General features: G+C 38.0%; 22 protein-coding genes and 2 pseudogenes. 14 read left to right on the top strand and 10 right to left on the bottom strand.

Features of this window, described 5'->3' with window-relative positions; all coding sequences use genetic code 11:
- Positions 1–13 precede the first annotated feature (13 nt).
- Both HMPREF9088_RS04130 and HMPREF9088_RS04125 read right to left on the bottom strand, forming a co-directional pair.
- On the bottom strand, positions 14–4,729 hold the full coding sequence (locus tag HMPREF9088_RS04130; RefSeq protein WP_007207894.1) for a DEAD/DEAH box helicase: 4,716 nt from the start codon (positions 4,727–4,729) through the stop codon (positions 14–16).
- A 162-nt stretch (positions 4,730–4,891) separates the two neighbouring features.
- A complete protein-coding gene (locus tag HMPREF9088_RS04125) occupies positions 4,892–5,380 on the bottom strand; it encodes a hypothetical protein (protein ID WP_007207893.1) in 489 nt (162 codons plus the stop codon).
- Between HMPREF9088_RS04125 and HMPREF9088_RS04120 the strand changes: the two are divergent.
- Positions 5,366–5,692: pseudogene (locus HMPREF9088_RS04120) on the top strand (tyrosine-type recombinase/integrase); the annotation flags it as partial. The gene HMPREF9088_RS04125 and the pseudogene HMPREF9088_RS04120 overlap by 15 nt on opposite strands.
- A gap of 368 nt (positions 5,693–6,060) precedes the next feature.
- Here HMPREF9088_RS04120 and HMPREF9088_RS04115 read toward each other — a convergent pair.
- The 3 genes from HMPREF9088_RS04115 to HMPREF9088_RS04105 form a co-directional block, all read right to left on the bottom strand.
- Complete coding sequence (locus tag HMPREF9088_RS04115) at positions 6,061–6,273, bottom strand: hypothetical protein (protein WP_007207891.1); 213 nt, start codon at positions 6,271–6,273, stop codon at positions 6,061–6,063.
- Between the two features lie 252 nt (positions 6,274–6,525).
- Positions 6,526–6,963 (bottom strand): universal stress protein, encoded by a 438-nt coding sequence (locus HMPREF9088_RS04110; protein ID WP_007207890.1) that lies wholly within the window; start codon positions 6,961–6,963, stop codon positions 6,526–6,528.
- An 8-nt stretch (positions 6,964–6,971) separates the two neighbouring features.
- Entirely contained in the window at positions 6,972–8,579 is a 1,608-nt protein-coding gene (locus HMPREF9088_RS04105; protein ID WP_040366370.1) for an Nramp family divalent metal transporter, read from the bottom strand.
- 275 nt (positions 8,580–8,854) lie between these two features.
- On the opposite strand from HMPREF9088_RS04105, the gene HMPREF9088_RS04100 reads away from it, so the two are divergent.
- From HMPREF9088_RS04100 to HMPREF9088_RS04065, 8 genes are all read left to right on the top strand, one after another.
- Positions 8,855–9,586, top strand: coding sequence for a metal ABC transporter ATP-binding protein (locus HMPREF9088_RS04100; protein WP_007207888.1), 732 nt, complete (start codon positions 8,855–8,857; stop codon positions 9,584–9,586).
- On the top strand, positions 9,587–10,441 hold the full coding sequence (locus tag HMPREF9088_RS04095; RefSeq protein ID WP_007207887.1) for a metal ABC transporter permease: 855 nt from the start codon (positions 9,587–9,589) through the stop codon (positions 10,439–10,441).
- A 2-nt stretch (positions 10,442–10,443) separates the two neighbouring features.
- Entirely contained in the window at positions 10,444–11,379 is a 936-nt protein-coding gene (locus tag HMPREF9088_RS04090; RefSeq protein WP_007207886.1) for a metal ABC transporter solute-binding protein, Zn/Mn family, read from the top strand.
- 251 nt (positions 11,380–11,630) lie between these two features.
- Positions 11,631–12,023: a metal-dependent transcriptional regulator gene (locus HMPREF9088_RS04085; protein WP_052607478.1), complete on the top strand. Its 393-nt coding sequence runs from the start codon at positions 11,631–11,633 to the stop codon at positions 12,021–12,023.
- A gap of 549 nt (positions 12,024–12,572) precedes the next feature.
- Complete coding sequence (locus tag HMPREF9088_RS04080) at positions 12,573–13,085, top strand: hypothetical protein (protein ID WP_040366367.1); 513 nt, start codon at positions 12,573–12,575, stop codon at positions 13,083–13,085.
- A complete protein-coding gene (locus tag HMPREF9088_RS04075; RefSeq protein ID WP_007207883.1) occupies positions 13,060–14,091 on the top strand; it encodes a replication initiation factor domain-containing protein in 1,032 nt (343 codons plus the stop codon). The genes HMPREF9088_RS04080 and HMPREF9088_RS04075 overlap by 26 nt, the downstream gene beginning before the upstream one ends.
- A gap of 16 nt (positions 14,092–14,107) precedes the next feature.
- A complete protein-coding gene (locus tag HMPREF9088_RS04070; RefSeq protein ID WP_026501626.1) occupies positions 14,108–14,383 on the top strand; it encodes a helix-turn-helix domain-containing protein in 276 nt (91 codons plus the stop codon).
- Positions 14,384–14,451: 68 nt separating this feature from the next.
- A complete protein-coding gene (locus HMPREF9088_RS04065) occupies positions 14,452–15,687 on the top strand; it encodes a tyrosine-type recombinase/integrase (RefSeq protein ID WP_007207881.1) in 1,236 nt (411 codons plus the stop codon).
- A 174-nt stretch (positions 15,688–15,861) separates the two neighbouring features.
- Here the strand turns inward: HMPREF9088_RS04065 and rpsI are convergent, their stop codons facing one another.
- Complete coding sequence (gene rpsI / locus HMPREF9088_RS04060; RefSeq protein WP_007207880.1) at positions 15,862–16,254, bottom strand: 30S ribosomal protein S9; 393 nt, start codon at positions 16,252–16,254, stop codon at positions 15,862–15,864.
- Positions 16,255–16,269: 15 nt separating this feature from the next.
- Entirely contained in the window at positions 16,270–16,716 is a 447-nt protein-coding gene (gene rplM / locus HMPREF9088_RS04055) for a 50S ribosomal protein L13 (protein WP_338063985.1), read from the bottom strand.
- 316 nt (positions 16,717–17,032) lie between these two features.
- On the opposite strand from rplM, the gene HMPREF9088_RS04050 reads away from it, so the two are divergent.
- From HMPREF9088_RS04050 to HMPREF9088_RS04035, 4 genes and pseudogenes are all read left to right on the top strand, one after another.
- Positions 17,033–18,250: an argininosuccinate synthase gene (locus HMPREF9088_RS04050; protein WP_007207878.1), complete on the top strand. Its 1,218-nt coding sequence runs from the start codon at positions 17,033–17,035 to the stop codon at positions 18,248–18,250.
- 14 nt (positions 18,251–18,264) lie between these two features.
- Complete coding sequence (argH, locus tag HMPREF9088_RS04045) at positions 18,265–19,635, top strand: argininosuccinate lyase (RefSeq protein ID WP_007207877.1); 1,371 nt, start codon at positions 18,265–18,267, stop codon at positions 19,633–19,635.
- A gap of 228 nt (positions 19,636–19,863) precedes the next feature.
- A pseudogene (locus tag HMPREF9088_RS04040) lies at positions 19,864–21,328 on the top strand (ABC transporter permease).
- Positions 21,329–21,343: 15 nt separating this feature from the next.
- The gene (locus tag HMPREF9088_RS04035; RefSeq protein ID WP_007207874.1) at positions 21,344–22,015 is read left to right on the top strand and encodes an ABC transporter ATP-binding protein; all 672 of its coding nucleotides are present in this window, start codon (positions 21,344–21,346) and stop codon (positions 22,013–22,015) included.
- A 59-nt stretch (positions 22,016–22,074) separates the two neighbouring features.
- Here HMPREF9088_RS04035 and HMPREF9088_RS04030 read toward each other — a convergent pair whose 3' ends face one another.
- Complete coding sequence (locus HMPREF9088_RS04030) at positions 22,075–22,563, bottom strand: Dps family protein (RefSeq protein WP_007207873.1); 489 nt, start codon at positions 22,561–22,563, stop codon at positions 22,075–22,077.
- A gap of 141 nt (positions 22,564–22,704) precedes the next feature.
- Here HMPREF9088_RS04030 and HMPREF9088_RS04025 point away from each other — a divergent pair, with 141 nt between their 5' ends.
- Positions 22,705–23,391 (top strand): prepilin peptidase, encoded by a 687-nt coding sequence (locus HMPREF9088_RS04025; protein WP_007207872.1) that lies wholly within the window; start codon positions 22,705–22,707, stop codon positions 23,389–23,391.
- 135 nt (positions 23,392–23,526) lie between these two features.
- On the opposite strand, the gene HMPREF9088_RS04020 is transcribed toward HMPREF9088_RS04025, so the two are convergent.
- On the bottom strand, positions 23,527–24,819 hold the full coding sequence (locus HMPREF9088_RS04020) for a CHAP domain-containing protein (protein ID WP_007207870.1): 1,293 nt from the start codon (positions 24,817–24,819) through the stop codon (positions 23,527–23,529).
- Between the two features lie 167 nt (positions 24,820–24,986).
- Positions 24,987–26,309, bottom strand: a complete 1,323-nt coding sequence (locus tag HMPREF9088_RS04015; protein ID WP_007207869.1) for a coiled-coil domain-containing protein — start codon at positions 26,307–26,309, stop codon at positions 24,987–24,989.
- Between the last annotated feature and the right edge of the window lie 189 nt (positions 26,310–26,498).

The following is a 26,498-nucleotide window of genomic DNA, read 5'->3' as shown; positions in this document are numbered from 1 at the left end:
CACACCGCCTTTTCTAAGGTTCAATCACTTCAAACTCAGGTAGTTCATCAATTAATTCTAACGTCTTCATACTTACTGTAATAATTGAAAGCAACAGATTCAGTATATACTTAGGATCTTCGCTAAAATTATTAGGATCATCAGTAATACCTGATTTTTTATCTGTCTTAATTTGATACTGATCAATAATCCACTCTATTGCTGGACGTCCATTAACTACATATTCGTAAGCTTTCTCAGGGATATTAACTATCTTTATACTCTCATTATAAATAATATTATCAAGCTTGTCTTTTTTTGAATGCTTCATTTTAGTAACCTTATAACTTGGTTCTGAATGTGAAATTTGAACGTCAACACCTTCCCAACTAGGTTGGTTTTCATAATTCAAATGCAAGTCAGTTAATTTACGACCTATTTCAACGTATTTTTCTTTATTTTTGAGTATAGGAATTCTCGGAAAAGCTTTTTTTAAGTCACTACTGTATCTGTCTAAATAGGTTCTATCATGGAGAACAGCGTAAATATAAAATACAAGATCATCGCTAGAAAGCTTAATTTTATTCTCAAACCTTTTTGAAAGATTTGATATTTTTCCACCGTCATCCATCCCTTTATACATAGGGAATCCTTTTCCATTTCCAACAAACTGGAAACTTGGAACCAATTCCGTAATTAAAGAAGAGAAAGGTTTATTCATCCCTTGTCCCTGTAGATAGACAATCTTACCGGTGTTTCCTGCTATATCATAATATCTACTAGGCATTTCCATAACACTTCGATCATAGAAAAGCCATTTTTTTGTAAAGGGCCTATGCATAAATAATCTTATTTTATTTGAATCTATGGAAAGCTCTTTTCCTTTTCCAAATGATTGAGTAAGACCTCTAGTCCAGCTAATAAAATTTTCCTTCTTATTGACTAGTTCTGTACGTTCTTTAGGATTTTTATTTTCTATTAATCTTTCTATCTCAGAGTTATAATTCTCCACAAGCTTTGTGGTATTTTTGATAACTTTTTCTCTTGAAAATCCACTTACCCAAGCGTCTCTTGCTGAATTCACACCAGTCAATTGATCTAAATAAATCGAATTATCCTTATCTTTATCATCATATAACGAAGCGTAATTCAAATAATTACTGTCTCGTTGGTTTATCCAATCATTATTTTCATCTGGAGTAATCTCCTGCCAATCAATACCTTTAATAGATTCAGTATTTTTTAAAATCGAAAGTTTTTCATCCCGACTTAAATAATCTCCAATATCAGCGTAGTGTATTTTATGCTCATCGCTACCATCCTTAATCAAAATAGAAATAGCAATTGGTGCCCGACTACCAGAACCAAAGATTTTCCCCCCTTCTCGGCGAGAAGTCTCCCCTTGGGTACGTTGGTCTCCTCGTAAGTGGAAGATATATAAATGATTGAACTCTTCAAATAGTACCTTTCTAAAACCGTCTGTACTCTGGCTATCGATGAAAGACCCATTTGAAACGAACCCGATAACTCCCAACTCCTTTATTCGATCACTTGACCAACGAAAAGCTTGAATATATGAGTCATAAACAGCCTTTTTCAAATTTGCCTTAGAATACTTTGCATATGTCATCTCAATACTTGCATTTAATTTAGGGTAATTTAAATTTTGATTGTTGTCGTTAACGCTTGATTGTCCTATTGAATAAGGAGGATTTCCAATTATTGCTGTAATTGGGACTTTTTGTTGAACCTTCAATCTATCATCATTTGTAATGAAATAAGTATCCTCAATTACCTTATCATCCTCGGTACTTTCAAAGGTATCGGTCAAAACTATTCCATCAAACGGAACATATCCTTCTTCAGTACCATTAATTTCATCGTACGTCGCCTCAATGTTAATTGCAGCAATGTAATAACTCAGCAAGATTATTTCATTTGCATGCAGTTCCTGAGTAAATTTACGAGTTATATCAGCAAGGTTAATTTTTCCTTCATCCATTTGTTCCTTCAAGTATGACAATGTTCTAACAATAAATGTTCCCGTCCCAGTAAAAGGATCAAGTACATGAACGTTCTCACTTGCCAATGACTTTCCAAAATGTATTTTCAATACATCGTCTACCGATTTAACGATAAAATCTACTACTTCTACTGGTGTAAAAACAATACCCAAACGCTCAGTAGTTGATTTAAAGGCTGTGCTGAAGAATTTATCATAAAGAGTAATAATAATTTTTTGCTTGTCTTCTGATTTCTCGACACCTTCTGCTCTCATTCTTACCGACTCATACAGTGGTTCTAGGTTCTCCTGTTCCTTAGCAAACCCAGCTTTTTCAAGTTCTTTTACAATATTCTCCATTGCAGAGGACACAGGATTATTATTTACAAAGCTATATTCTTCAAAAAGAGCTTCAAATATTGGCTTAGTAATCAAATGCTGTGAAAGCATTTCCGCAGCCTGGTTTTCATCTATACTCTCATTGATATTATGTTGTAATGAAGAAATAAACTTCTTAAATTCAATAGTGATTGGATCTTTCTTATCCTTAAGCTTATTCTTAATCCAGCTAATTTGACGTTGTGCAATTTTCGCAACATCCGCTGACCAATTTTCGAGATACTTGCGATCCCCAACCTTTTGAACTATCTTCCCGAAAATAGCACCTTCAAATTTGTCCCATTCAAGGTCAAGTTTCGTTTGAGTATATGAATTATCAAGTTCTTCATTGATTAAGTCGTTACCTTTAGTCGGTGCACTACCCACACCAATAACTTTCAATTGCTTAGGTTTTGCAATATTAAGTTTATCCACCATAGCTTCAAAACGTTCATCTACAGAACGCAACGCATTAATTACCTGCCAGACAACTTCATAATTTTTATTATTGTCTAAAATTGTTTCCGGTGTCTCATCAGCCGGTATTACTATGGGAAGAATAATATACCCGTAATCTTTCCCCTCAGCCTTACGCATGATACGGCCCACAGCCTGAACGATATCCACTTGAGATTTTTTCGGTGCCAAGAAGATAACTGCATCCAGTGTAGGAACATCAATACCTTCTGTTAGGAACCTTACGTTTGAAACAATTCTAGCCTCGTCTGACGGCTTTTCTGGATCTGCCAACCAGTCTAATACCTCACCTTTTTGCAAAGCATTCATAGTACCGTCAGCATGACGCATTGATAGATGGATAGATTCATCCTCTATTTCTGATCCAATATAATCATTTACAACTTCTTCAAACTGCTGTGATACTTTCTTAGAATCGGCAATTGTTCTTGTGAAGGCGATAGCCCGCTCTAATGGTGCTCCGTCATAAGGAGAATTCTTAATAGGATTCTTATATCCGTTCCGTCTCATCATCCCATTCCAGATACCAACAATCCGCCCGACATCATCAATATTTAAGCCATTCTCTGGATCAGCCAAAGTTCGCTGCATATCTTTTTGAATTGCAGTTTCATCTACCGCGAGAACCATCACTTTATAGTCGGTCAAGATTCCGTGAGAGACCGCCTGTCCAAAGCCCATCCGATAGAAAACTTCTCCGTACTTACTTTCATCATCCATTGACGATATAAGAATACTTTTCTCTTTGGCATTCTTTTTTGCACTTTCACCATAAATTTTTGGTGTAGCAGTTTGATAAATTCTCTTTCGCCCTTGAACATACGTATTACTATGAACCCGAGAGAAAATACTAGCTTCTTTACTTGATTCATGTGCCCCTGTCGTTCTGTGAGCTTCGTCAGAAATAATTAAATCAAACTCTGGAAAGCCATCTTTCTGAGCACCGCCAATAACATCGATGCTTTGATACGTACTAAACACAACAACCATATCTGCGGTTTGTTGTGTTTTTTTCACATCCTCCCAGTTTTTCAGCAGCTTTTCTTTAGATGTCGTCGCTGGGTACCCAATATCACTTGCCTTAATATCTTCAGTCCCATCTTCGCCTCTTGAAGCGTCACGATCAGAAGTTACTGCCATACTGGTAATTTTCAATTCAGTATCATTATTCCACCCTCGTAAGGTTTGCGTTAATAACTGAATACTTGGAACAAGGTACAAAACTTTAAGCTGTTTATTTTCTTTTTTTACAAATGCTTCGGCAATTTTTAAACTGGTAAAAGTTTTCCCTGTTCCCGGAGCCATGATCAATTGTCCGCGGTCTTTTGTTAAAAAATGCTTTAATGCGTACTCTAATGCGATTTCCTGATAAGGTCGCAACTTTTTAGGTTCCTTGATCGTAACTACTTCTGGACGTTCAAAACGGTACTTAGTCCAATCAATTTGTGAATTCCGTAAATCAGATAACCCTATAATCTCAATACCCTTTTCGTTTCGCTCAATCGTATCTCTCGCATTTTTATTCCAATCGTCAACTGTAGAGACAATTAACCCACGTTGGTAGTAGCTCTTTCCTAGCTCAGCAACAAAAGAATTAATTTCATTCTTTCCAACTTTATTTTGGTAAAACTTTGCCTGAATAGCGACTAGTTCACCGTTAAACTGTTCGGCAACAAGATCAACACCAGTATCCTTTTTAGGAATACCATACTCAGCGGGTACGTCTCCCAACGCCCAAACATTCTTGTATAACCGTTGGTATGTTGGCTCATTACGCAAATAAGATAGAACTAACTTTTCAAACAGTGTGCCTCTTTCTCTTTGTATATCTCCAGCAGTTTGATTTATCTGCTGAATTAAATCATCAAAAGTGTGACTTGTTTTCTCGCCCATGGTTACCTCCAGAATTATATATATACATTAATATTAGAACAATGACTGCTTAAAAGAAATAGAAATATTTGATAGATCGAATGTTTTAAAAACCGCCTCATTATTCGTTGTATAAGAAAAACCCCTAGGTCTAAAACACTAGAGGTTACTTGAAGATCTATTCTATTCAAAATAAAGCTTCTGGAACTTCGGCTCTAACCGTAACCTTATCTGTGGTATAAACTTACCTAATCTTAACTGGGATATTAATTCTGAAAGAGCTTCTTTCTGTTCAACATCAAAATGTTCTTCAGAAAATTTTTCTATCAAGTTAACCTTTTCTTCGGAAAAAATGCTGTCCACAACTTTATAGTCTTTATTTAAAGCATATTCCACTTCATCATCAGACATTTCGAAATACTTAATCATTTCTGGCATATTTTTATCAGTATAGCTGTCTCTATTTATTTCACGTGACGTACGCAGATCCCAGACCTCATCAAGAAAAGATTTCACAAGCGAGGATTTACCATCGCTAATTAAATTTTCTTCAATTGATTGACGTAATTCTTCAACTCCCTCATCACTACCACAATACTTAAATAGAACATTAGTAAAAAAAGCAAGCGTTTCAAAATACTCTGCCTCATCAGCCCTATTCTCTTTAACCAAGATGTGTATGAGGCTTTACAGAAATTAGCGAAGGAAAAAGAAAATTATCTATTTGATTGGAACGGATTTCGACAAGCCGGGCAGCTTCAAAAACTGCTCAAGAAACTCGATTTGAGTAAAACTACCTTTCACGGTCTGCGTGATACCCATGCAAGCTTTCTTTTTTCAAAAGAAATCAGTATTGACTACATTTCAAGGCGTCTAGGCCACAATTCCATTCTTACTACCCAAAACTATTATTTGGAATTAATGCCAGAAAAAAAGCACCAGCAAGACGCTGACGCTTTAAATCTGTTAAATGAATTATCGTAGTAATTAACACCAACTGACACCAGAAAGTAGCAGTTGAGCCTGACAATACAACAAATTGATTAACGTTTTGAGAATTGTGAAGCTTTACGAGCTTTCTTAAGACCTGGTTTTGCTTATAAATAACACAATAAGTTTGATTATCTTTTAATATCAAGGTTTTTATAGATTTTTCCTAAATCTATATATCAATCAATTTAAACTGACTTCAAGCAACTCGCACATCAAAACGTACATCAAAAAAATACGCAAACCAGAACACGACTACTCAAAATAAATAACGAACTAATAATTATTTATGTTTGACATATCATACCTAGAAATATTCAAGATTAATTCTCTACAGCCGCCTTAAACAACATTATATCTCATCAGCTTTCTAACTCAGACGAGTGATATTTCTCAATGACTATTTTTAAAATCTCAACAATTTCAATATTTCCATCTACATATTCTTCTACTAATTTCATCGTATCTTCGGAAGGCATTGCTACATCTAATGCTGAGTATGCCAAAGCAGTATCTCGAAGTTTTTCTCGCTCAATTTTCTTAGTATTTTTTATAGAATATTTGTAATCGGACATAATCTCATCAGCTCCCTATTGAATCTCTTATTGCCTAATATAACATGATTCAAGGGCTCACTGGATAATAAGAAAAATTCCACATAGAAAACTAAACTAGATTTTTAAATCATTCTAAACGGTATCCTCTCAATTCACATTTTGCTTAAATACTAATGCTCTATCACCTTTACGGAGTTTAATTCCTTCCCAGCCTTTCCTCTTAAGCTCCCCCCGGTTTAAGAAAAAATTCCAATATATTATCTGAAATAGTTACTTAATAACCGTGATTGAGATTGGAGAATTTTTAACCATATAAGTAGCATGTGAACCAAAATATCCTTTAATCCCATGCATTGATCGCGAGCCAATGATTAACATATCTGCAGATGTTGCTGGCAAAATCGTCTTAATAATTTCCTCGGCCGGATCACCTTCTCCACTGTACAGCTGAATGTTTTTTACACCGCTATTTTCTGCATATTGTTTGTACTTTTCCAAATTAAGTAACAATTGACTTTGTTTCTGGCTCAAGTACTCAGGGTCTAACGCTTCATAAACATTCAACTCTTCAATTTCTAAAATTGAGGCAATCAGTAATGCGGCTCCAGTTTTACTCGCTTGCTTTACAGCATATTGAAAGGCTTTTTGAGCTCCTTCTGATTCATCTACCCCAACTAAAATATTTTTAAATTCATCAAATCCTTCCATAGTGCATCTTACCTTTCATTAATTAATTGATTATATTTTTTATTTCCTTTATACAGTTCAATAATTGTCCACGCTAACAGTAGTAATACTGCGACGATAATGACATAGGCAATAGAATCAGCTAGTACAAGTTGGCTTGATGTCACCTTTTCACCAAAAAAACCTTCAATTTGGCCGGGCAATCCAATCAAATTTAAATATGTCAATCCAATTACTGAACCCCATCCTAGTATCCGAATAACTATCGAATTTTTAAACCGGCTTCCCATTTCCACCTCACTATTGGTCATCATTAATAATGGTACCATCGAAAATGGTAACGCAAAAGCTAAGAAGACTTGTGAATTATTCATTAGTGTATTTAACGCTGTGTGCTCCCGAATCGTTCCTTGCCTGCTTGTAATAATTACACAGATTAACACTGGGATAACTGAAATCAAACGCGTAATTAAACGTCTTAGCCAAATTGGCATTCTCATATGAATGAATCCCTCCATAATTACTTGTCCAGTTAAAGTTCCGGTAATCGTTGAATTTTGTCCAGAAGCTAGTAACGCGACTGCGAATAATGTAGAAAGAAGACCTGATTTTGCAACGGTGATTAAAATTCCGTTACTCAATGTATCCGGATTTGATAAAGCCTCATACAACCCAAAGAATGATGGATCTTTCACTGCCCCTGTTTTAAAAACAGCAACTCCCATTATGAGCAATAAGGAGTTAACAAAAAAAGCGAGAGTCAATTGAATGTTAGAATCCCATGTTGAAAATCGTACAGCATTGGCGATTTCATCTTCATCCGTACGATTTATCTTTCGAGTCTGAGACACAGCCGAATGTAGATATAAATTATGAGGCATAACGGTTGCACCAATAATTCCTAATGCACCAGTTAAAGGCGTTTGACCACCAATTGAATGTGTAGAGGAGAACGTTTCACCAGTCGGAACCAATCCTTTAAGTACATCCCCCCAATTAGGATCAGACAACGCTACTTGATAAACAAACACAAAAAGAATTACAAAAATCAAACAGACAACTATTGCTTCAATTTTTCTAAAACCAACTTTCGTTAACAACAATAATAATAAAACATCAAATACCGTAATAAAGACTGCGACGACAAGCGGAATATTAAAAAGTAAATAAAGAGCAATTGATGCGCCAATTACTTCCGCAATATCTGTTGCCATAATCGCTAATTCCGTTAAAATCCATAAAATGATTCCTAGTTTTTTACTCGTTCTCGCTCGAATTGCTTGAGCTAAATCCATTTGACTAACAATTCCCAATTTAGCAGCCATATATTGTAATAGCATTGCAATTAAACTAGACATTAAAATGACCGACATTAATAAATACTGGAAGTTTTGCCCACCCGTAATCGAAGTAGACCAGTTGCCTGGATCCATATATCCCACAGCAACTAATGCTCCCGGTCCAGAATAGGCGAACAGGATTTTCCAAAAGCCTTTGCCTTTGGGTACCTCGACAGTTCCGTTAATTTCCTCTAAAGAGGGACCATTCGCATGCTGAATTAATCGAGGTTTGTGCTCTTTACCGGACTGACTTGTTGTATCTTTCAAAATATTTCCACCTTCCTTTAAAAACATCATAAGCATACACCTCTTTTTTATTAAATTAAAGCAAAATATTAGACAAACCTAAAAAAAAATAAACATTCGCCTAATTTAATATTATTTGCCTTCATTTCATTTGTATCGGAATGAATCAATTGTACACGTTAAAAATATATCTATATGATAATTACCATTGTTAATATTCACGATTTTTTGTTGAAATAGTCGAGAGAAAAAAGTAAGGTTGACCAAAATATTTTTATAGGTTAAACTAAAATTAGAAAAATTTAGTTTTTAAAGGAGGTTTTTATTTGTTAACTGTAAAAAAATTATCTGTTGCGTACTGCGATACACCGGTATTCAATAATTTATCCGTCCATTTTAATGCAGGGAAGATTACTGGCATTATCGGACCTAATGGAGCTGGTAAATCTACTTTAATCAAGGCAATATTGGGTCTTATTCATCCAAAATCAGGTAGTAGCGCGCTTGATGGTCATTCAATGGCAACAGTAAAAAAGAAGGTTGCCTATGTAGAGCAACGAAAGGATTTAGATCTCAGTTTTCCAATCAATGTCTATGATTTGGTTTTAACTGGTAGTTATGGAAAACTGGGATTGTTTAAGACTCCAGGAAAAAGCGAACGTGTTGCTTGTGATGCAGCTCTTGAGCAAGTTAAAATGACTGACTTTGCTAATCGGCAAATAGGTAATTTGTCAGGCGGACAATTACAGCGGGTATTCGTAGCTCGAGCAATTTTACAACAGGCAGAAATTGTTGTCTTAGATGAACCTTTTGTTGGAATTGATGTGGAAAGTGAGCGTGCCATCATGGCTATTTTAAAACAATGGCGAGACGAACAAAAAACCATTATCGTTATCCATCACGATTTAAATAAAGTTTATGATTACTTTGATGAATTAGTCATTATGAATCACGGAATCATTGACTTTGGGCCAACTCAAGAAGTCTACAATTCGAAGAATATCAGTAAAGCATTCAGTGATGACTTATCTTCAGTTCTATTTCAGGAGGTAAATTGAATGACTGCTCTCTCGGATTTTTTTCAAGCGTTAGGAAAATATGATTTCCTTCAAAGTGCATTAATCACTGCAATAATGGTGGGGATTATGTCTGGGATTATTGGGAGTTTCATCATTCTACGAGGAATGTCTTTGATGGGGGACGCTATTTCTCATTCAGTATTGCCAGGGGTTGCTGTTGCTTATATGTTAGGTATAAATATCTTGATTGGAGCATCTATTTTTGGTGTACTAGCTGCAATGTTAATCGGCTACGTGGCTTCTCATAGTAAAATCAAAGTAGATACTGCAATAGGGGTTGTCTTCAGCTTCTTTTATGCATTGGGATTCATTTTAATCTCTATGGCCGAAAGCTCAACCAATCTACACCATATTTTATTTGGAAACATTCTAGCTGTTAGTAATAGTGATATGATCACAACGGCAATTGTTTTAGGAATTGTGATTATTTTTGTACAAGTATTTTATAAAGAATTGTTAATCACTTCCTTTGATCAGACCTTCGCTAAAACATATGGATTAAATACCCAACTAATCCACTATAGCCTTATGCTCGTCTTAACACTGGTAACTGTTTCGGCATTACAAACTGTGGGAATTATTTTAGTAGTGGCCATGTTGATCACACCTGCTGCAACAGCATACTTTTGGACTGACCGCTTGTCTGTGATGCTTGTTTTCTCCGCTATATTTGGTGTTGTCGCATCAATTTGTGGTTTGTACTTCAGCTACACATTTAACTGGGCTTCTGGTCCCGCGATTGTTATTGTCGCTGCAGGGTTATTCCTAATTTCCTTTATCTTCTCACCAAAACAAAACTTGTTACATCTACACAAAAATAGAAAAGAGGCGTAAATATGAAAAGAATATTAGTAACGATTGTCGTGGTAATTGTAGCTGTGACGGGAGTAATCTTTTTTGTCAACGGACGAAGTGGCGATTCTAAACAAACAACCGATGCAAAAAAAATCAGCGTAGTAACCACAAATTCAATTTTAGAAGATATGGTCAAAAATGTGGCTAAAGATCGAGTTGAGCTATATAGTATTGTTCAACGCGGCGTGGATCCTCACGAATATGAACCTAAACCTGAAGACATCTCAAAAGCAACGGATGCAACAGTTTTGTTTCATAACGGACTGAATTTAGAAACTGGCGGTAGTGGTTGGTTCAAGAAGTTGGTAAGCACTGCTCATAAGGAATTCGATAAAGATGTCTTTGCTGCTAGTGAGGGTGTATCACCGGAGCATTTAACAACCAACGTTGAAGAAGAAGATCCTCATGCATGGCTTGATTTAGCCAATGGTATTCAATACGTTAAAACGATCACCAAAGTATTAAAGGAAAAAGATTCAAAAAATGCAGATTATTACCAAACTAATTCTGATGCTTATATCGAAAAATTACAAAAGTTACACGAAGAAGCGCAATCAAAATTTCTAGATATTCCTGAATCACAGCGTTTGTTGGTCACTTCAGAGGGCGCCTTCAAATACTTCTCAAAAGCCTATCATGTAACGCCAGCTTATATTTGGGAAATCAATACCGAATCTCAAGGTACTCCCGAACAAATGAAAGCCGTCTTAGCTAAAATTGAAAACTCTGATGTCAAACATTTATTCGTAGAAACTTCTGTTTCACCTAAATCGATGAATAAGATTGCCGACGAAACGGGATTAGAAATCTATTCCAAAATTTTTACTGATTCATTAGCAAAAGAAGGCACTGAAGGTGATACCTACTATACGATGATGAAGTGGAATCTAGACAAAATTCATGATGGTTTAGCTTAACAATACTAAAAATATATTGATATCTTAAAGTTCCCCTCTAAGTAATTATTCTTGTAATTTATTTAGAGGGAAAACTTTTGATGCTTGAACGGTTCACAGATACCTCATCATGATAAGATATTATCAACAAATACATTATTACTTAACTTAGCCAAATTTTTGCTTACAATTATTTTTAGCTAGGTTACATAAGGACGCTCAAATTTAATAACTCAGGATGCTACTGGTTTTGCTTGAAAGGAGGCCCAACATTGACACCGACTCAAGAAAAGTATCTATTAGCGATTGATAAGCTTAGTGAAGATAAACACTTGGTAAAAAATAGACAAATTGCTGATTTCTTAGAGGTTAAGCCTTCTTCTGTTACAGAAATAATGGATCGATTGGTTAATCAAAATATAGTTCAGCGCATTTCTTATCAAGGTGTTTTTTTAACATCATCAGGTAAGAAACAAGTAGCTTTACTTAAAGAAAGACGTCGTATACTCTCAACTTTCTTAACATCCTATCTTGATATTTCGAAAACTAAGTCACCAGAAATCATAGATGAACTCCTACAAGTTCAGAGCCCTCTATTTTTTGAAAAACTTGACTGTTATACAGCACAGGAGACTATTGAAAGCCATATCCAATATGGTTCATAAAACAAGTCCTATTTTTCTTATTCTAAGGAGTTTAGTCAAATTATCACTATGGGATTCCCCGTTAGTAACACGGGGGTACCGAACTCATTGGAAATCCCGCTTAAGCTTGCTACAAAAGGCTTCATGAGCATTTTTCAAAGATTCAATTTTTGTCAAAATTAGCTAAATAGAAAAGCAAAAGACGTGTGAACGGACCGGCTGCCAGCGGCAGAGCAGAGTTCGTTTACACGTCTTTTTTGTGTTTTCTCAAAAAAGAAACTTTTTCGAAATGAGGCGATTAAGAAGCAAATAGCTTAAGAATCTCTTACAAGTCAATTCAATTGTCTGTTGTTTCGAAAAATTACCCTACTCAGATTGTAGTAGTAATGGAAGGGAAATCATCCATAAAGAAAATTATGAGAAATTCCACATTTTTTGGAAAATAGGGAGTTCCAAATTGTTCTTGTTAGTGAAAGGAGGAAATTTTATGCAACTGATTCGTGCACCCACTCTACTTTGTTTCAACCAATTAAAACAAAGACTAAATTCAAAATCAAAGGAGAAATACACATGTCAAATAAATTAATGATCCAAAAAGGAACCAGCATCTCACTAAACGATTCAGAAACTGTCAATCTAGCCAGTCTACGTTTCGATCTCAAACAATTCAAACTCCCGCAACGTTTTGTTGTAGCCAAAAGTGATATTCAAATGCGCATGGAACGTGAACAGAACCATGTTGGCGAACGTGTTGAAACCGGGCTAATGACCCTCACCTTCAAAGTCTATGATCGGGCTTTTGTCGAACTGGTTCTAAACAACGGCGGAACAGAACTCGGCTCCCCTATCACCATTGTGGTCGAGCATCAAGAAGAACTGCCTATTTTAGATAACTATGAAGACGGCGAGTTGATTCCCATTCGTTTTACTGGTTTAAATGTTTATCCCCGAAAAATTCAGAAAAAATCATTTGTGGGAGAAGGTCAACCAATGATTGATACCTGGCAATTTGCAGCGTTGAAAATCAGCGCCACCTCCTATCAGCTAGGAGAAGCGAATGAACCAAACACACCGGCAAAGTAACGAATGTCTGATTGATTTTCTACGCTTTTCATTGCCGGATGCTTCAATGGAAAAAGTTGCGGATTTATTGGGAATTGCCCTTTCTGACTTTACTTCGGAAAAGAAAGGGAGTCCTTTTCCCACTTACGATTCTCACTATTCCTTTGCAGATATCATCATCCATCAAAGCGACCACCATAACAATCTGTTAGTAAACTTATCGGGGCAAGGGTGTCGCCAATATGAAGAATATATGTCCAGCGTTGAGGGTTGGCATTGGCAGAAATTCTTAGCCACCATTTTAAAAGCCAAAGGAACCATCACTCGTGCAGACTTAGCGATGGACTTGTTTGATGGCTCCTCTCCTCCAGTGTCTACCTTGCAAAAATATGTGAAGAACGGCCAACTCAGCTCTCAAAGTCGCCACTTTCGAGAAGTGAATAGTGGTCAATTACGAGATGGCATTCTGACAGGCCACACGCTTTATATTGGTGCTCAACCTCAACTACTGCGGATTTACGATAAAAAGCAAGAAATTCGAGATAAGACAGGTGAAATCGCCCAAGTCAATGAATGGGTTCGCTGGGAAATGGAATTAACCGATCAAAAGGCCCGGCAAGCAATAGAAAAACTTGCGAAAGGAATACCACTCAATACGGTCATTCGTGGCATTTTAGCTTCCCACTACAGCTTCAAGACCAAACCCAAAGGACCGGTCAATTATCACAATAAAGCTCGTTGGCCCAATATGAAATGGTGGGACAAATTTGTGGGGGGCATTCCAAAAATTCCCTTACGTGTCGTCCGGGAAAAGCCAACTTTTTCCAAGAAGAAATTCTGGCTAGAGAATACCACCTCGAAATCTCTTGCCATGGTTTATGAAGCTTTTCTACAAGCCTATGGGCCAGATCAAGCGGAAGTTTATTTGAAAGAATTATTAGCCAAGGGCAAAGAAAAATTTACAGAAACGGATCAAACTTTTATCGAACAAAAAATACTGGAATTGGAAAATGAAGATTCTTACTAACGAAAGGAGGTTAGCTATGAATGAAGTTCAATTTTTACTCAGTGATGAGCAAATGAAGCAGTTGGGAAATAGCGTTTATACACTTATTCTGAATAGTGTGAATCAAGTTCGAAAAGACGTCACTCTCGACAAGCGCTATTTAACCAAAAAAGAAACTTGCCAATATCTCCACATTGCCAATAATACTTTGGATAAATGGGTCGAACAAGGATTGCCGAGAATCACGATTCAAGGTGTTGTTCGTTTTGATCGACAAGTCGTGGATGAATGGCTGCGTTGCTATAATCGCTAGAAGCGGTTTATAATCAGAACGTAGTCATTCCTACGTTCTGGTTTGCGTATAAGAAAGTAGGAAGTAACATGGCAATTACCAAATTGAAAAACAATCACTACAAATTGGAGGTCTTTTACCCCAAGGAGGTGCGACAAATTCTCGGTGTCACTACCGAGCGCTACCGCAAAACATTCAGAACAAAGAAAGAAGCAGAACAGGCTGAAAAAGATCTTACTCAAAAAATCCAACGTGTCCTTAACGAAAAAAGCGCTCGTTCCTTTGAACTGAACGGCCATATCAAATTCAAAGAGTTTTATCAAACGGTTTGGTTGGATATGTATATCGCTGGTTCGACAGGTCGTTCTCGACAAATTCCGACTGCTACAACCATTAGCAATACAAAAGATGTCTTCCGTCTTCATATTCTACCGATGTTTGGGGATTATTCCATCAAGTTTTTAAACGACAATAAAGACTTTGTGCTTCGTACATTGATGAAAAAATCCCAAACCTACGCCAATATCAAAATCATTAAAAGTTATGTCAATCAGGTTTTTGATATCGCGGAATTATTAGAGTATATCGAATACAATCGGATCGAAAAAGTCATTCGCTATGTAGGTGATCCTAAGAAACAACAACTAAAAGCAGAACGTCAGTTAAATGGTGAAGCACTGACAGCAGAAGAATTGATTGCTTGGTTAGACGCAACCAATGAGGATTATCGCAATGGTTCCCTCATCATGCAAGACTATGTTCTCTTTATGCTGACGTTGAATCTAGGTGACCGCAAGAGCGAATCCTATGCCCTTCAGTGGAAACATATTGATTTTGAAAATGGTTATGTCAGTTTGATTCAAAGTAAGGATAAGTTTGGCAATCTGAAATCCACAAAAGGTCGAAAAGCCACGAAATTCAAGATTCCGACATTCCTTATTGAACTTTTAAAAGAATGGAAGAAAAAGCAAAAGGAAGAACTTTTACAGCTTGGGATTAAGCAGACAAAAGAACAGTTTCTTTTCACTTATGCCAATCGAAGTGGCGAAGTAAACATTCCAGTTCATGTGGATTATTTAAATTATCGGCTAAAATCCATTCGCCGAAGACATGAGGAACTGACTCAAACAAATCCACACAAGCTGCGGCATACCTTTAGTACCTTAGCTCGTGAAGGTGGTGCAACGATGGCTCAAATTTCTCAAGCCTTGACCCACTCGGATATCAAAACGACAGAGATATACGTTAATACACCGAACGTTGTGGATCTTTCCACCTATGAGAAATTCGAGAAACGTCTGGATGAAGCTCGCCAAGCGAAATAAATAACAGTTTAAAATAACAACTAAACAACTTAAAAAGAACAATTATATGGTTCCTAACCTAGGTCTTAAAAACAGCCTATTCAAAATCTCGTACATTTTTTCGTACCTAAGCGTACAAAAAAAGACACTTTCCAAAAATCAGAAAGTGCCAGAAACGTTGATATATAAAGGATATTAACGTTTTGAAAATTGAGATGCTTTACGAGCTTTCTTAAGACCTGGTTTTTTACGTTCAACCATACGTGCGTCACGAGTAAGTAAGCCAGCTTGTTTAAGAGCTAAACGGAAGTCTGGGTCTACTTCTAGTAATGCGCGAGCGATACCATGACGGATTGCGCCAGATTGTCCAGCATATCCACCACCGTTTACGTTTACGAAAACATCGTAAGCGCCTTTTGTTTCAGTAACGCCAAATGGTTGGTTGATTACTTCACGCAAGTCAGCGTGTGGGATATATTCAGTAACGTCTTTTTTGTTAACAGTGATTTTACCTGTACCTGGTACTAAACGTACGCGGGCCACAGCATTTTTACGACGGCCAGTGCCGATATATTGAGCTTGTGCCAATGAAATTCCCTCCTATTAGATTAAGTTTGTGATGTCCAATACTTTTGGTTGTTGAGCTGCATGTGGATGAGTTCCTTCAGCATATACGTGAAGTTTCATTCCTTGAGCGCGACCTAACGTGTTCTTAGGTAACATACCTTTTACAGAAGTTTCGATCAAACGACGAGAATTATTTGCACGTAATTCACCAGCAGTTACTGATTTTAATCCTCCTGGGAAGTTTGAGTGACGGTAGTAAATTTTTCCTGAAGCTTTATTACCTGTTAATTTTACTTTATCTGCATTAATTACGATGACGAAATCACCAGTATCCACATGAGGAGTGAATGTTGGTTTATTTTTTCCTCGTAGAACAGAAGCTACGACTGCTGATAGACGTCCTAAAGGAACATCTGTTGCATCAACGACATACCATTTACGTTCTACTTCGCCTGGTTTGGCCATATATGTTGTACGCACAATTTTTTCCTCCAATTCAATTTCGAATGTTTACAATCATTTGAGTTTCCGGGGCTCTTATGGGGTAAACAATACCATTTAGTATGATACCCCAGAATCAGGTAGCACGTCAATGTTTTTCCCTTTAAATTTGTAACTATTTTTCCCGCTCGCAGATCTTTTTGATTAATAAAAGAAACAGGATTAGCCATTATTTTGAATAAAATACCGTTTATCAGAATATTTTATGTATAAATATAATTTTTATGCTTGATTAACTTATATTTATTTGCTATGATAGCTTCAATCAAGTAGGTTTCGATAGAAAGGAAGTTGTTTCATGAAAGAAAAGGTTATTTTGGCTTATTCCGGTGGATTAGATACATCTGTCTCAATTAAATGGTTAGTAGATGAAGGCTACGATGTAGTTGCTTGTTGTCTAGACATTGGTGAAGGGCGCGACACGGCGGCGATTAAAGAGAAGGCGTTGCTTGTCGGTGCTTCTGAATCGTATGCGATTGATGCACGCGAAGAGTTTGCGGACGATTTTGCCTTGATTGCCTTACAAGGGAATACATTTTATGAAAATTCTTATCCATTGGTGTCTGCCCTTTCACGGCCATTGATTTCTAAGAAATTAGTCGAATTGGCTCATGATACACAAGCGACAACCATCGCACACGGCTGCACAGGCAAAGGGAATGACCAAGTACGGTTTGAAGTGGCTATCGCTGCTTTAGACCCTAATTTAAACGTCATCGCCCCTGTGCGTGAATGGAAATGGTCGCGTGAAGAAGAAATTGCCTACGCTGCTGAAAAAAATGTCCCTATCCCTGCTGACTTGGACAATCCTTACTCGATTGACCAAAACTTATGGGGGCGGGCGTGTGAGTGTGGTGTCTTAGAAGATCCGTGGGCAACACCGCCAAAAGGTGCTTACGCTATTACCAAAGAATTAGAAGAAACACCTGACACACCTACCATTGTAGAAATTACCTTTAAGCAAGGTGTCCCCGTCGCCCTAGATGGTCAAGAAGATACATTTGCTTCAATTGTTATGAAGCTTAACACGCTAGCAGGTGAACATGGGATTGGTCGGATTGATCATATTGAAAACCGTCTAGTAGGGATTAAGTCACGGGAAGTCTATGAATGTCCTGGTGCGATTACGCTCATGACGGCTCATAAAGAATTAGAGGATTTGGTTTTTGTTCGTGAGTTGGCTCATTTCAAACCCGTCATCGAACAACAGCTTGCACAAGTTATCTATGATGGCTTATGGTTTAATCCACTGACAGATGCCCTGATTGCCTTCTTAAAATCCACACAAACAGTCGTAAACGGCACGGTTCGTGTAAAATTATTCAAAGGGAATGTCATCTGTGAAGGTCGGAAGTCAGCAAATAGCTTGTACGATGAAAACTTAGCGACGTACACTTCTGCCGATACATTTGATCAAGATGCTGCAGTTGGCTTCATCAAGCTATGGGGCTTACCAACAAAAGTGCACGCAGAAGTCCAAGCCAATCAACAATCACCTTTAACACCAATCGGATAAAAGGAGCAAACAGTATGTCAAAATTATGGGGCGGTCGATTCGACGGAAAAAATGAAGCGTGGATTGATGCATTTGGTGCATCCATTTCCTTTGATCAACAATTGGCGGCATATGATCTGCAAGGAAGCATCGCACATGTCAAAATGCTGAAAAAAACGGCGATTCTTCCGGCAGAAGATGCTGACGCCATTCTTGCTGGTTTGCAGACCTTAGTCACAAAGGTCGAAAATAATGAGTTGGACTATTCAGTAGAAAATGAAGACATTCATCTGAATATGGAAGTATTTTTGCATGAATTACTTGGCCCTGTCGCTGGCAAGTTGCATACTGCTCGCAGTCGAAACGACCAAGTAGCAACAGATATGCATCTGTACTTAAAAGATCACGTCCAACAAATTGTGGCACAACTGAAAACCTTACGACAAGTCTTGGTCACAAAGGCCGAGCAACATGTCTATACCGTCATGCCTGGCTATACGCACCTTCAGCATGCACAGCCTATTTCCTTTGGGCATCATTTGATGGCTTACTATCAGATGTTCACGCGTGATCAAGAACGACTCACGGAAAGTCTGAGTCGGATTGACCTTTCACCATTAGGAGCGGCCGCACTAGCTGGGACGACTTTCCCAATTGATCGTTCCTACGCTGCACAAGAGCTTGGTTTTGCCGGTGTCTATGCCAATAGTCTAGATGCAGTTAGTGATCGTGATTTTATTTTAGAGTTTTTAAGCAATGCCTCTTTGATTATGATGCACCTCTCTCGTTTTTGCGAAGAGCTGATTTTATGGTGTAGCTATGAGTACCAATTCATTGAGTTGACGGACACCTTTTCGACAGGTAGCTCGATTATGCCGCAAAAGAAAAACCCTGACATGGCGGAATTAATCCGTGGCAAAACAGGACGTGTGTATGGGGATTTATTCGGTCTATTAACGATTATGAAGAGTTTGCCTTTAGCTTACAACAAAGACTTACAAGAAGACAAAGAAGGCATGTTTGACACGGTTTCTACGGTCATGCATTCGCTAGAAATTTTTGCTGGCATGATTGACACGATGAAAGTCAAAGAACAAAACATGCTTCAAGCGACCCAACAAGATTTCTCAAATGCTACGGAGTTGGCCGATTATTTGGCGACTAAGGGCATTCCCTTCCGAAAAGCGCATGAGATTGTCGGTAAGCTCATCCTTTCTTGTATGGAAGATGGGATTTACTTGCAAGATGTCCCGCTTAGTCAGTACCAAGAAATCGAGCCGACTATCGAAGCAGACATCTACCAAAAACTAGATAGCGTGCAAGCTGTCAAAAATCGCCACTCGCTTGGTGGGACAGGATTTGATCAAGTACTCGCACAGATCAACCAAGCCCATCTGAGTGAATAACGTTTGTGACAATCAGTTTGTATTCCTATAAACAAAAACCATACAATCCAAAAGTCTGAAAAACAGCTTCTGGATTGTATGGTTTTTGTCGCTAACGCTATCTCAACCTTCTTTTCACAGTTTCTTCAAATTCATTTAACCTTGCTTTAAGGTTCGTTGGCTATCTTACATTAGTAACAAATCGATTAACGAGCGGATGGTATTTATTCGCACGAACAGGAGGAAGATATGAATTTTATCAAACGTGGGCTCTTAAGTTTATGGGCCAAAAAAGGTCGCACGTTATTGTTATGTGCTGTTTTTTCTGCTATTTTAATTTTTGTTTTAGCAGGGCTAACAATCAAAAGTGCGGCAGAAAAAGCAACAGAGAATGCACAGAACAGTTTGGGTGCAACAGTCACACTCGCTGCGAGTCGTGAAGCAATGTTTGGTGGTGGCCAAAATGATACAAGTACATCCGATTCATCTTCCACTGACTCAACAAGTGAACGTCGTGAATTCACTTCAACACCTGTCAAAGTCAGCGATGCTGAGAAAATTGCCGCACTAGACAACGTGAAATCATATGTCTTAGTGACATCTGGTACCGCAACAGCTGGTGATGGTATTGAACCAATTACAAGTAGTGATACAACAAGGACCTGGTGGCATGGGTGGCAATATGCAAACAGGTGACTTCACCATTACCGGTGTTTCATCTAGTGCTAACTACTCAAGCTTCTCAGACGGCACAGCTACATTAGAAGACGGTGAAGCATTGACTGCTGATGATGCTGGTACAAACAATGTCTTGATTGAAAAAACTCTAGCAGAATCGAACGACTTGTCGGTCGGTGATACCTTCAAACTGACTGATTCAGACGGTGAAAATAAAGTGACAGTTACCGTCAAAGGAATTTACTCTACTACTGAATCTGCATCAGGCATCGCTGCACAGGTCAGCATGCTAAACCCAGTTAATACGATTTACTCTTATTACACATTAGCCAATACACTATCTGGTAACACTGATGAAGATACCGTCGACTCTGCCATCTACACACTTTCTGAACCTTCAAAAGTCACTGCGTTCACCAAAGCGGCAGAAAAAGTAATCGATACAGATACGTATGACTTAACAACCGATGATCAATTGTATCAATCAATGATTACACCATTAGAAAATGTTTCTAGCTTTGCCAAAAACATTGTGATTTTAGTTGCCGTTGCTGGGATCATTATCCTAACACTCATCGTTATGCTCATGATTCGCGAACGCCGCTATGAAATAGGTGTTCTATTGTCAATGGGTGAATCACGTGCCAAGATGATTTTCCAATTCTTTACTGAAATGTTTGTGACAATGCTGATTGCCTTAGTGATTGCTACGTTTACTGGTAATATTGTCGGTAATGTCGTAGGGAATCAACTACTTTCACAAGAAACAACAACGTCTCAAACAGATACCCAAACTCAACAAGGCGCAAACAACCAACAAGGAAACCAAAATGGTGGCCCTGGCGGTGGTGGCCAAATGGGTGGCTTCAATACAGCCGTACAAGGTTCAACTGAAATTGATGACTTAAATATCACCGTTCAACCAAAAGAAGTCGCTATCCTCGCTGGCTTAGGGCTCGTGATTAGCTTCTTCTCGATCCTACTCTCCTCATTTGGTATTTTACGCTTGAATCCGAAGAAAATCTTAATTGGTTAGAAAGAAGGGAAATCCATGTTAGCAACCCAAGACTTAGCTTATTGGTATACCAACGAGCAAGATGCACTATACAAAGATGTCAATTTAACATTTGAAAAAGGAAAAGTCTACGCCATCCTCGGCGCAAGTGGATCTGGCAAGACGACCTTCCTTTCCTTAATCTCAGGACTCGATACACCGAAAAAAGGAACCATTACTTACAATGGAGAAAATATTCAAAAGATTGGCTTACGGAATTATCGCCGCAAAGACATTTCGATTGTCTTCCAAGCCTATAATCTCCTTCCTTATATGACCGCCCTTCAAAATATTTTGACGGCAATGGAAATTGCTGGATCAAAACGTTCTGACAAGAAAACCTATGCTCTTCAATGCCTAGCCAAAGTCGGCATCGATGAAACATTAGCCAACAAAAAAGTCGGTCTCCTTTCCGGTGGCCAACAACAACGGGTCGCAATCGTTCGTGCGATTTGTTGTGATCATGAACTAATTGTCGCCGATGAACCAACCGGTAACCTTGACGAAGAAACATCATCAGATATCGTTAAAGTGTTCCAAGAAATGGCCCATGAAGAACAAAAATGCATCATCATTGTGACTCATGAAAGCGACGTGGCCAAAGCATGTGACGAAGTATTTGAACTAAAACACAAAGTATTTCATTTAAAATCAGCTGCCGCTGAGTAAAACAAATAAAACCCCCTAAATTTGAGGATTTAGGGGGTTTTTGATAGTATGAGCTAATCTTATAGATTTTTTACTGAATCATCTGAAGCAACATCTGGTGCTAGACCTAATTTAGCTTGTAGCATCCAAATCTTCTTTTCAACCTCAGTTTTGAATCCGATGAAAATATCTTGCGTGCAATCATCGCCTTCTTCTCCAGAAATTTCAATTCCTTCTTGATACAAGTCAGCTAAGTAGCGGTAGCCTTCTACTAATTTAGCCATACGTTCAGGAATTGTCCGTTCATACGTACCAATTTCATCTTTAATCGCTGTATTGTCAGCAAATTCTTGTAAAGTAGAGTATGGTGCACCATCCAATGTAATCAAACGTTCTGAAACAACATCCAATTGTGCATTGATTTCATCCATAAATGTATCCATTAAAGGATGTAATGTTAGGAATTCAGGTCCACGCATGTACCAATGTGTTTGGTGAATCACCACTGAAAATTGGCTTAAATCTGCGACCAATTGATTTAAAAGATCTTTCGTTTTCCCATATTTCATAATTCGATTCCTCCTTTAAACTTCTATACTTTAAGCATACTAGATTTCATAAAAATGTACACTAAAAACAACTATTTGAGAATTCTTCTCAGGTTTTCTTATGGTTTTCGTATGTAATTATAAAGGAGAAAGGAGTACACAATGATTTCTTTTATAGTTGGAGCTGTGATGGGTTCTTTTTGGTGCGTCGTCGCCGATCGTCTGCCGTTACGTATGAATTTTTGGTCTGACCGTAGTCGCTGCTCGACCTGCCAGCGTCCCCTTGCCTTTTATGATTTGATTCCTATAATTTCATTCATTGCACTTAAGGGGAATTGTCGTCATTGTCATCAAGCCATCCCTCGACACATTTTTGTCGCTGAATGGATCTACGGGTTGTTTTTTTGCTATCTATTTTCATTTTCTACCGCCACGTTGGAGACTAAATTAGTCGCACTTGTCTGGTTTACAATGGCTTTTAGTCTAAGTATTACAGATTGGCTCTACCAGATTATCGATCCTTACCTATTATATCCTTTTGCTATCATCTTATGGGCTGTTCTACTATGGCAGCGTGCCGCGTTTTCTTGGTGGACCTGGCTTTTATTTTTTTGTATCTATTGGTATGGTCAACGTCATTGGTACTTCATTGGAGACGGTGATTTGCTTTTATTTTTCATCTGGTTCCCTTGGCTACGTTGGCAACAAATTCATCTCTTACTTTTTCTTGCCAGTGGCACCGGTATTCTGTATTATCTCCTGTTTCTCTTTTCTAAGCGTCAGCCCCCAAAACACCTACCATTCGTTCCCTTTTTAAGTATCGGCTTAAGTGCTTGTCTTTTTTTATAGCACAGTGATAGCTGCTATAAAAAGAGACAAGCTAAACGACAAAAAAGCCAGAAAAGCCAAAAGTTTGAAGAAAAGCTTTTGGATTTTCTGGTTTTTACTTAGCGCTGAACCATTTTGTCTCAGCCTCTATGTCTATTAGTTTTGATGAATGAAGACAGTACCTTCAGTCGTAATTTGACGAACGTTGTAACTTTGTCCGGCGTAGTTTCCTTCTTCAATCGTAATGACACCATTTGCGACAGAGATAACATAACCGACATGTCCATAAGTAGCGTCAGAATATTGGGCACCGTTTAAGAATACAACGACCGAACCAACTTCTGGAGAATTATCTACTCTAAAGCCGTTTGCTCGTGCACTTGCTGGCCATTGGTTCGCATTGCCCCAACGATTGCCTACCCAAGTCGCGCGGTTTTTAACAAACCAAGTACATTGACCAACAGGATACGTGTTCGATGTATCTGTCACTTGCGTTGTTGTGCTTACACTACTTGTAGAAGTTGAGCTTGATGTAGTCGCTTGTGAGCTGCTTGCTACGGTACTTGTTGTAGTTGCTTTTGAAGTGCTTGTCGCAGTATTACTTTCAGTCACAGCACTCTCTGTTGTGCTAGTTGTAGTAGCGTTAGATTGAGCTTTTGCTTGCTCTGCTGCTTTTGCTTCAGCTTCTTCTTTGGCTTTCGCTTCGGCTTGTTCTGCTGCTTTTTTCGCTGCCGCTTCCGCTGCTTGAGCCGCTAAAATTCGTTTTTGTTCTGCTTCGGCTTCGGCTTTTTGCTTCACTAAAGCTTCTTTTTCATCTTCTTTTGTTGCTTGTTGGATTGCCAAGCTAGTCTTTAGTACTGCTAGTTCTGCTTGAGTCGCTTGCAATTCTTTTTTTTGAGTATCTAATTGAACTTGATATTTTTGATATGATTCAATTTTTTCTGAGTTAGCTGCTTCTTTTGCTTTAACTGCTTCTTGATCCTCTTTTTGTTGCTCAATCAACGTGTTATTCGCTTTAATAAAAGTATTAACAGCTTGAACTCTTGAAACAGCATCTGATAGCGAATCTGCACTTAAAACCGCATCAACAAAGCTTGTATCTTGGCCGTTAACTTGGACGTCTCGCGCTTGATTTTTCATTGTTTCCGTTCTTTTTTCGATACGAACTTCCAAATCAGCAATTTCTTGTTTTAATTGTTTTGACTCGGCAGCCAATACTTTTTGTTGCGCGACTACTTCATCGCTTTTGGCATTAATTGTCGCAACTTGTGACTCTAATGTATCAATTTGTGCTTGTGTGCTTGTTTGTTGGTTTTCTAAGTTGGAAATCTCTGAATTTTTTTGAGAAATTTGATCATCATATGTATCAGCTACAGCAATCGATGGAGCCGCTACAGTTGTCAAGATGATTGAGCTTAAAAAAATCGAAGCAAATATGCGTTTCTTCACAATTATTCCTCCACTATCACTTTTCTACTAGTTCTTAATTATTTCTAAAGACAAATGAAGTTTACCATAGCATCATGTCAACTAAGTAATAGGTATGTTACAAAAACATTTCAAAAAAAGCATTTGTTTAGATTTTTTCTAAACAAATGCTTCTTAATTGTGAATGATTATGCAGAATGACCAACAATCACACTGCCACTGTAACCAAAACCGACGCGTGTAATAGATGGATTCATTTCCCAATCTCTATGACCTGAACCAGTTGCTGTAATCATATTGGTTTCGTTGTACCATGCATTGATTACATCGGAACCAGGACTGAATAAAATAGCAATCACTTCATTTCCACTCGTCCAATGATCACTTGGAATTGCTCCACCATTGCCATTAATCAAAGCTGCTCGACTTGATGCAGCTGCAGCTAAGCTAGCATCCCAAGAAACAGGATTTAGCCCATTCGCAACGCGTAACGCATTTAAAGCATTCAATGTTGCATCAGCAGATGTGGTACTGGTGTTGCTAGTTGATGTACTTGTAGATGTTTCTTTTTTAGTCGTTGCTTGCTCTGTACTACTACTTGTTTGAGTGGTACTGCTCGCTGTCGCTTGCGTAGTTGACTCAGTCGCTTTTGCTTCTTGGCTTGAACTTGTCGTTTCAGCCGCTTTGGTTTCTTGACTTGAGCTTGTTGTTGCCTGACTTGCAGTTGCTTGCGTTTCTGACGCTTTTGTCGTAGTGTTACTTGTCGTTTGTGCTACTGCTTCGGCTTTCGCTTTTGCCACTGCTTCAGCCTGTGCTTTTTCGATTCTTGCTTGTTCGGCTTCAGCTTGTGCTTTTTGCTCAAGGAGAGAATTACGAATAGACTCCGCTGTCGCTTGTTCCGCAGCTAAGCTGATTTTTTTTACAGATAAAGCAGCTTGCTTCAAGACCAATTCTTGTCTTTGCGCATCCAATTCTTCTTTCGCTGCAGCCAAACGTTTTGCTTTTTTCTCATTTTCAGCTTTCTTTTGCTCAACGGCAACTTTATCTGCCTTTTGCGCTTGAATCAATTCATTATTAGCTTGGACAAATGTATTTACCGCTTGAACACGGCTTACAGCATCCGATACCGAGTCCGCACTTAATACCGCGTCAACAAAACTTGTATCCTGACCATTCACTTGAATGTCTCGTGCTTGGTTTTTCATCGTTTCTGTCCGTTTTTCAATTCTTGTTTGTAAATCACTAATTTCTTTTATTAAAGTCGCAGTAGCTTCTTCAAGTGCTGTTTGCTCTTTTTGCAATTTCATTCCGTTATTGTAGATCGTTGCAATATCACTTTCTAATGAAGCAATCTGTGATTCAGTTGTTTCTTTTTGCTCTTTAATAGCCGAAATTTTTTCGGTCTGTTCATTTATTTTTGAATCCACATCATCGGCATGAGCACTCATTGGTACTAACGTTGCCAATAATAAGGTACATAATAATAGGCTCTTCCCAATACTTTTTTTCACGAGTTAGTTCCTCCAAGAATTTATTCCTATTTTTTAAAAATCGCACGTTATATAAGTCATGGTAAATTTTACCACATAAATATGTCATAAAAATAAATGAAATGTTTCAAATATATTTCATTTATACAAAATCTGAGATTAAATTCTTCAATTATAATCAAAAAGACCAGAAAATCTGGAAGTGATTGT

The sequence above is a fragment of the Enterococcus italicus DSM 15952 genome (assembly GCF_000185365.1).
Classification (GTDB): Bacteria; Bacillota; Bacilli; order Lactobacillales; family Enterococcaceae; genus Enterococcus_G; species Enterococcus_G italicus.
Note: the sequence above shows the minus strand (reverse complement) of the source record. Positions and strands in the feature narration are given on the sequence as shown.

Excerpts from the sequence above, each read along its gene's own strand:
- HMPREF9088_RS04075 (WP_007207883.1), top strand. The coding sequence starts at position 13,060 with ATGAACCAAACACACCGGCAAAGTAACGAATGTCTGATTGATTTTCTA.
- HMPREF9088_RS04080 (WP_040366367.1), top strand. The coding sequence starts at position 12,573 with ATGTCAAATAAATTAATGATCCAAAAAGGAACCAGCATCTCACTAAAC.
- HMPREF9088_RS04110 (WP_007207890.1), bottom strand. The coding sequence starts at position 6,963 with ATGGAAGGATTTGATGAATTTAAAAATATTTTAGTTGGGGTAGATGAA.
- HMPREF9088_RS04130 (WP_007207894.1), bottom strand. The coding sequence starts at position 4,729 with ATGGGCGAGAAAACAAGTCACACTTTTGATGATTTAATTCAGCAGATA.
- HMPREF9088_RS04095 (WP_007207887.1), top strand. The coding sequence starts at position 9,587 with ATGACTGCTCTCTCGGATTTTTTTCAAGCGTTAGGAAAATATGATTTC.
- HMPREF9088_RS04070 (WP_026501626.1), top strand. The coding sequence starts at position 14,108 with ATGAATGAAGTTCAATTTTTACTCAGTGATGAGCAAATGAAGCAGTTG.
- HMPREF9088_RS04115 (WP_007207891.1), bottom strand. The coding sequence starts at position 6,273 with ATGTCCGATTACAAATATTCTATAAAAAATACTAAGAAAATTGAGCGA.
- HMPREF9088_RS04035 (WP_007207874.1), top strand. The coding sequence starts at position 21,344 with ATGTTAGCAACCCAAGACTTAGCTTATTGGTATACCAACGAGCAAGAT.
- HMPREF9088_RS04025 (WP_007207872.1), top strand. The coding sequence starts at position 22,705 with ATGATTTCTTTTATAGTTGGAGCTGTGATGGGTTCTTTTTGGTGCGTC.
- HMPREF9088_RS04050 (WP_007207878.1), top strand. The coding sequence starts at position 17,033 with ATGAAAGAAAAGGTTATTTTGGCTTATTCCGGTGGATTAGATACATCT.
- HMPREF9088_RS04030 (WP_007207873.1), bottom strand. The coding sequence starts at position 22,563 with ATGAAATATGGGAAAACGAAAGATCTTTTAAATCAATTGGTCGCAGAT.
- HMPREF9088_RS04090 (WP_007207886.1), top strand. The coding sequence starts at position 10,444 with ATGAAAAGAATATTAGTAACGATTGTCGTGGTAATTGTAGCTGTGACG.
- argH (WP_007207877.1), top strand. The coding sequence starts at position 18,265 with ATGTCAAAATTATGGGGCGGTCGATTCGACGGAAAAAATGAAGCGTGG.
- HMPREF9088_RS04105 (WP_040366370.1), bottom strand. The coding sequence starts at position 8,579 with ATGATGTTTTTAAAGGAAGGTGGAAATATTTTGAAAGATACAACAAGT.
- HMPREF9088_RS04065 (WP_007207881.1), top strand. The coding sequence starts at position 14,452 with ATGGCAATTACCAAATTGAAAAACAATCACTACAAATTGGAGGTCTTT.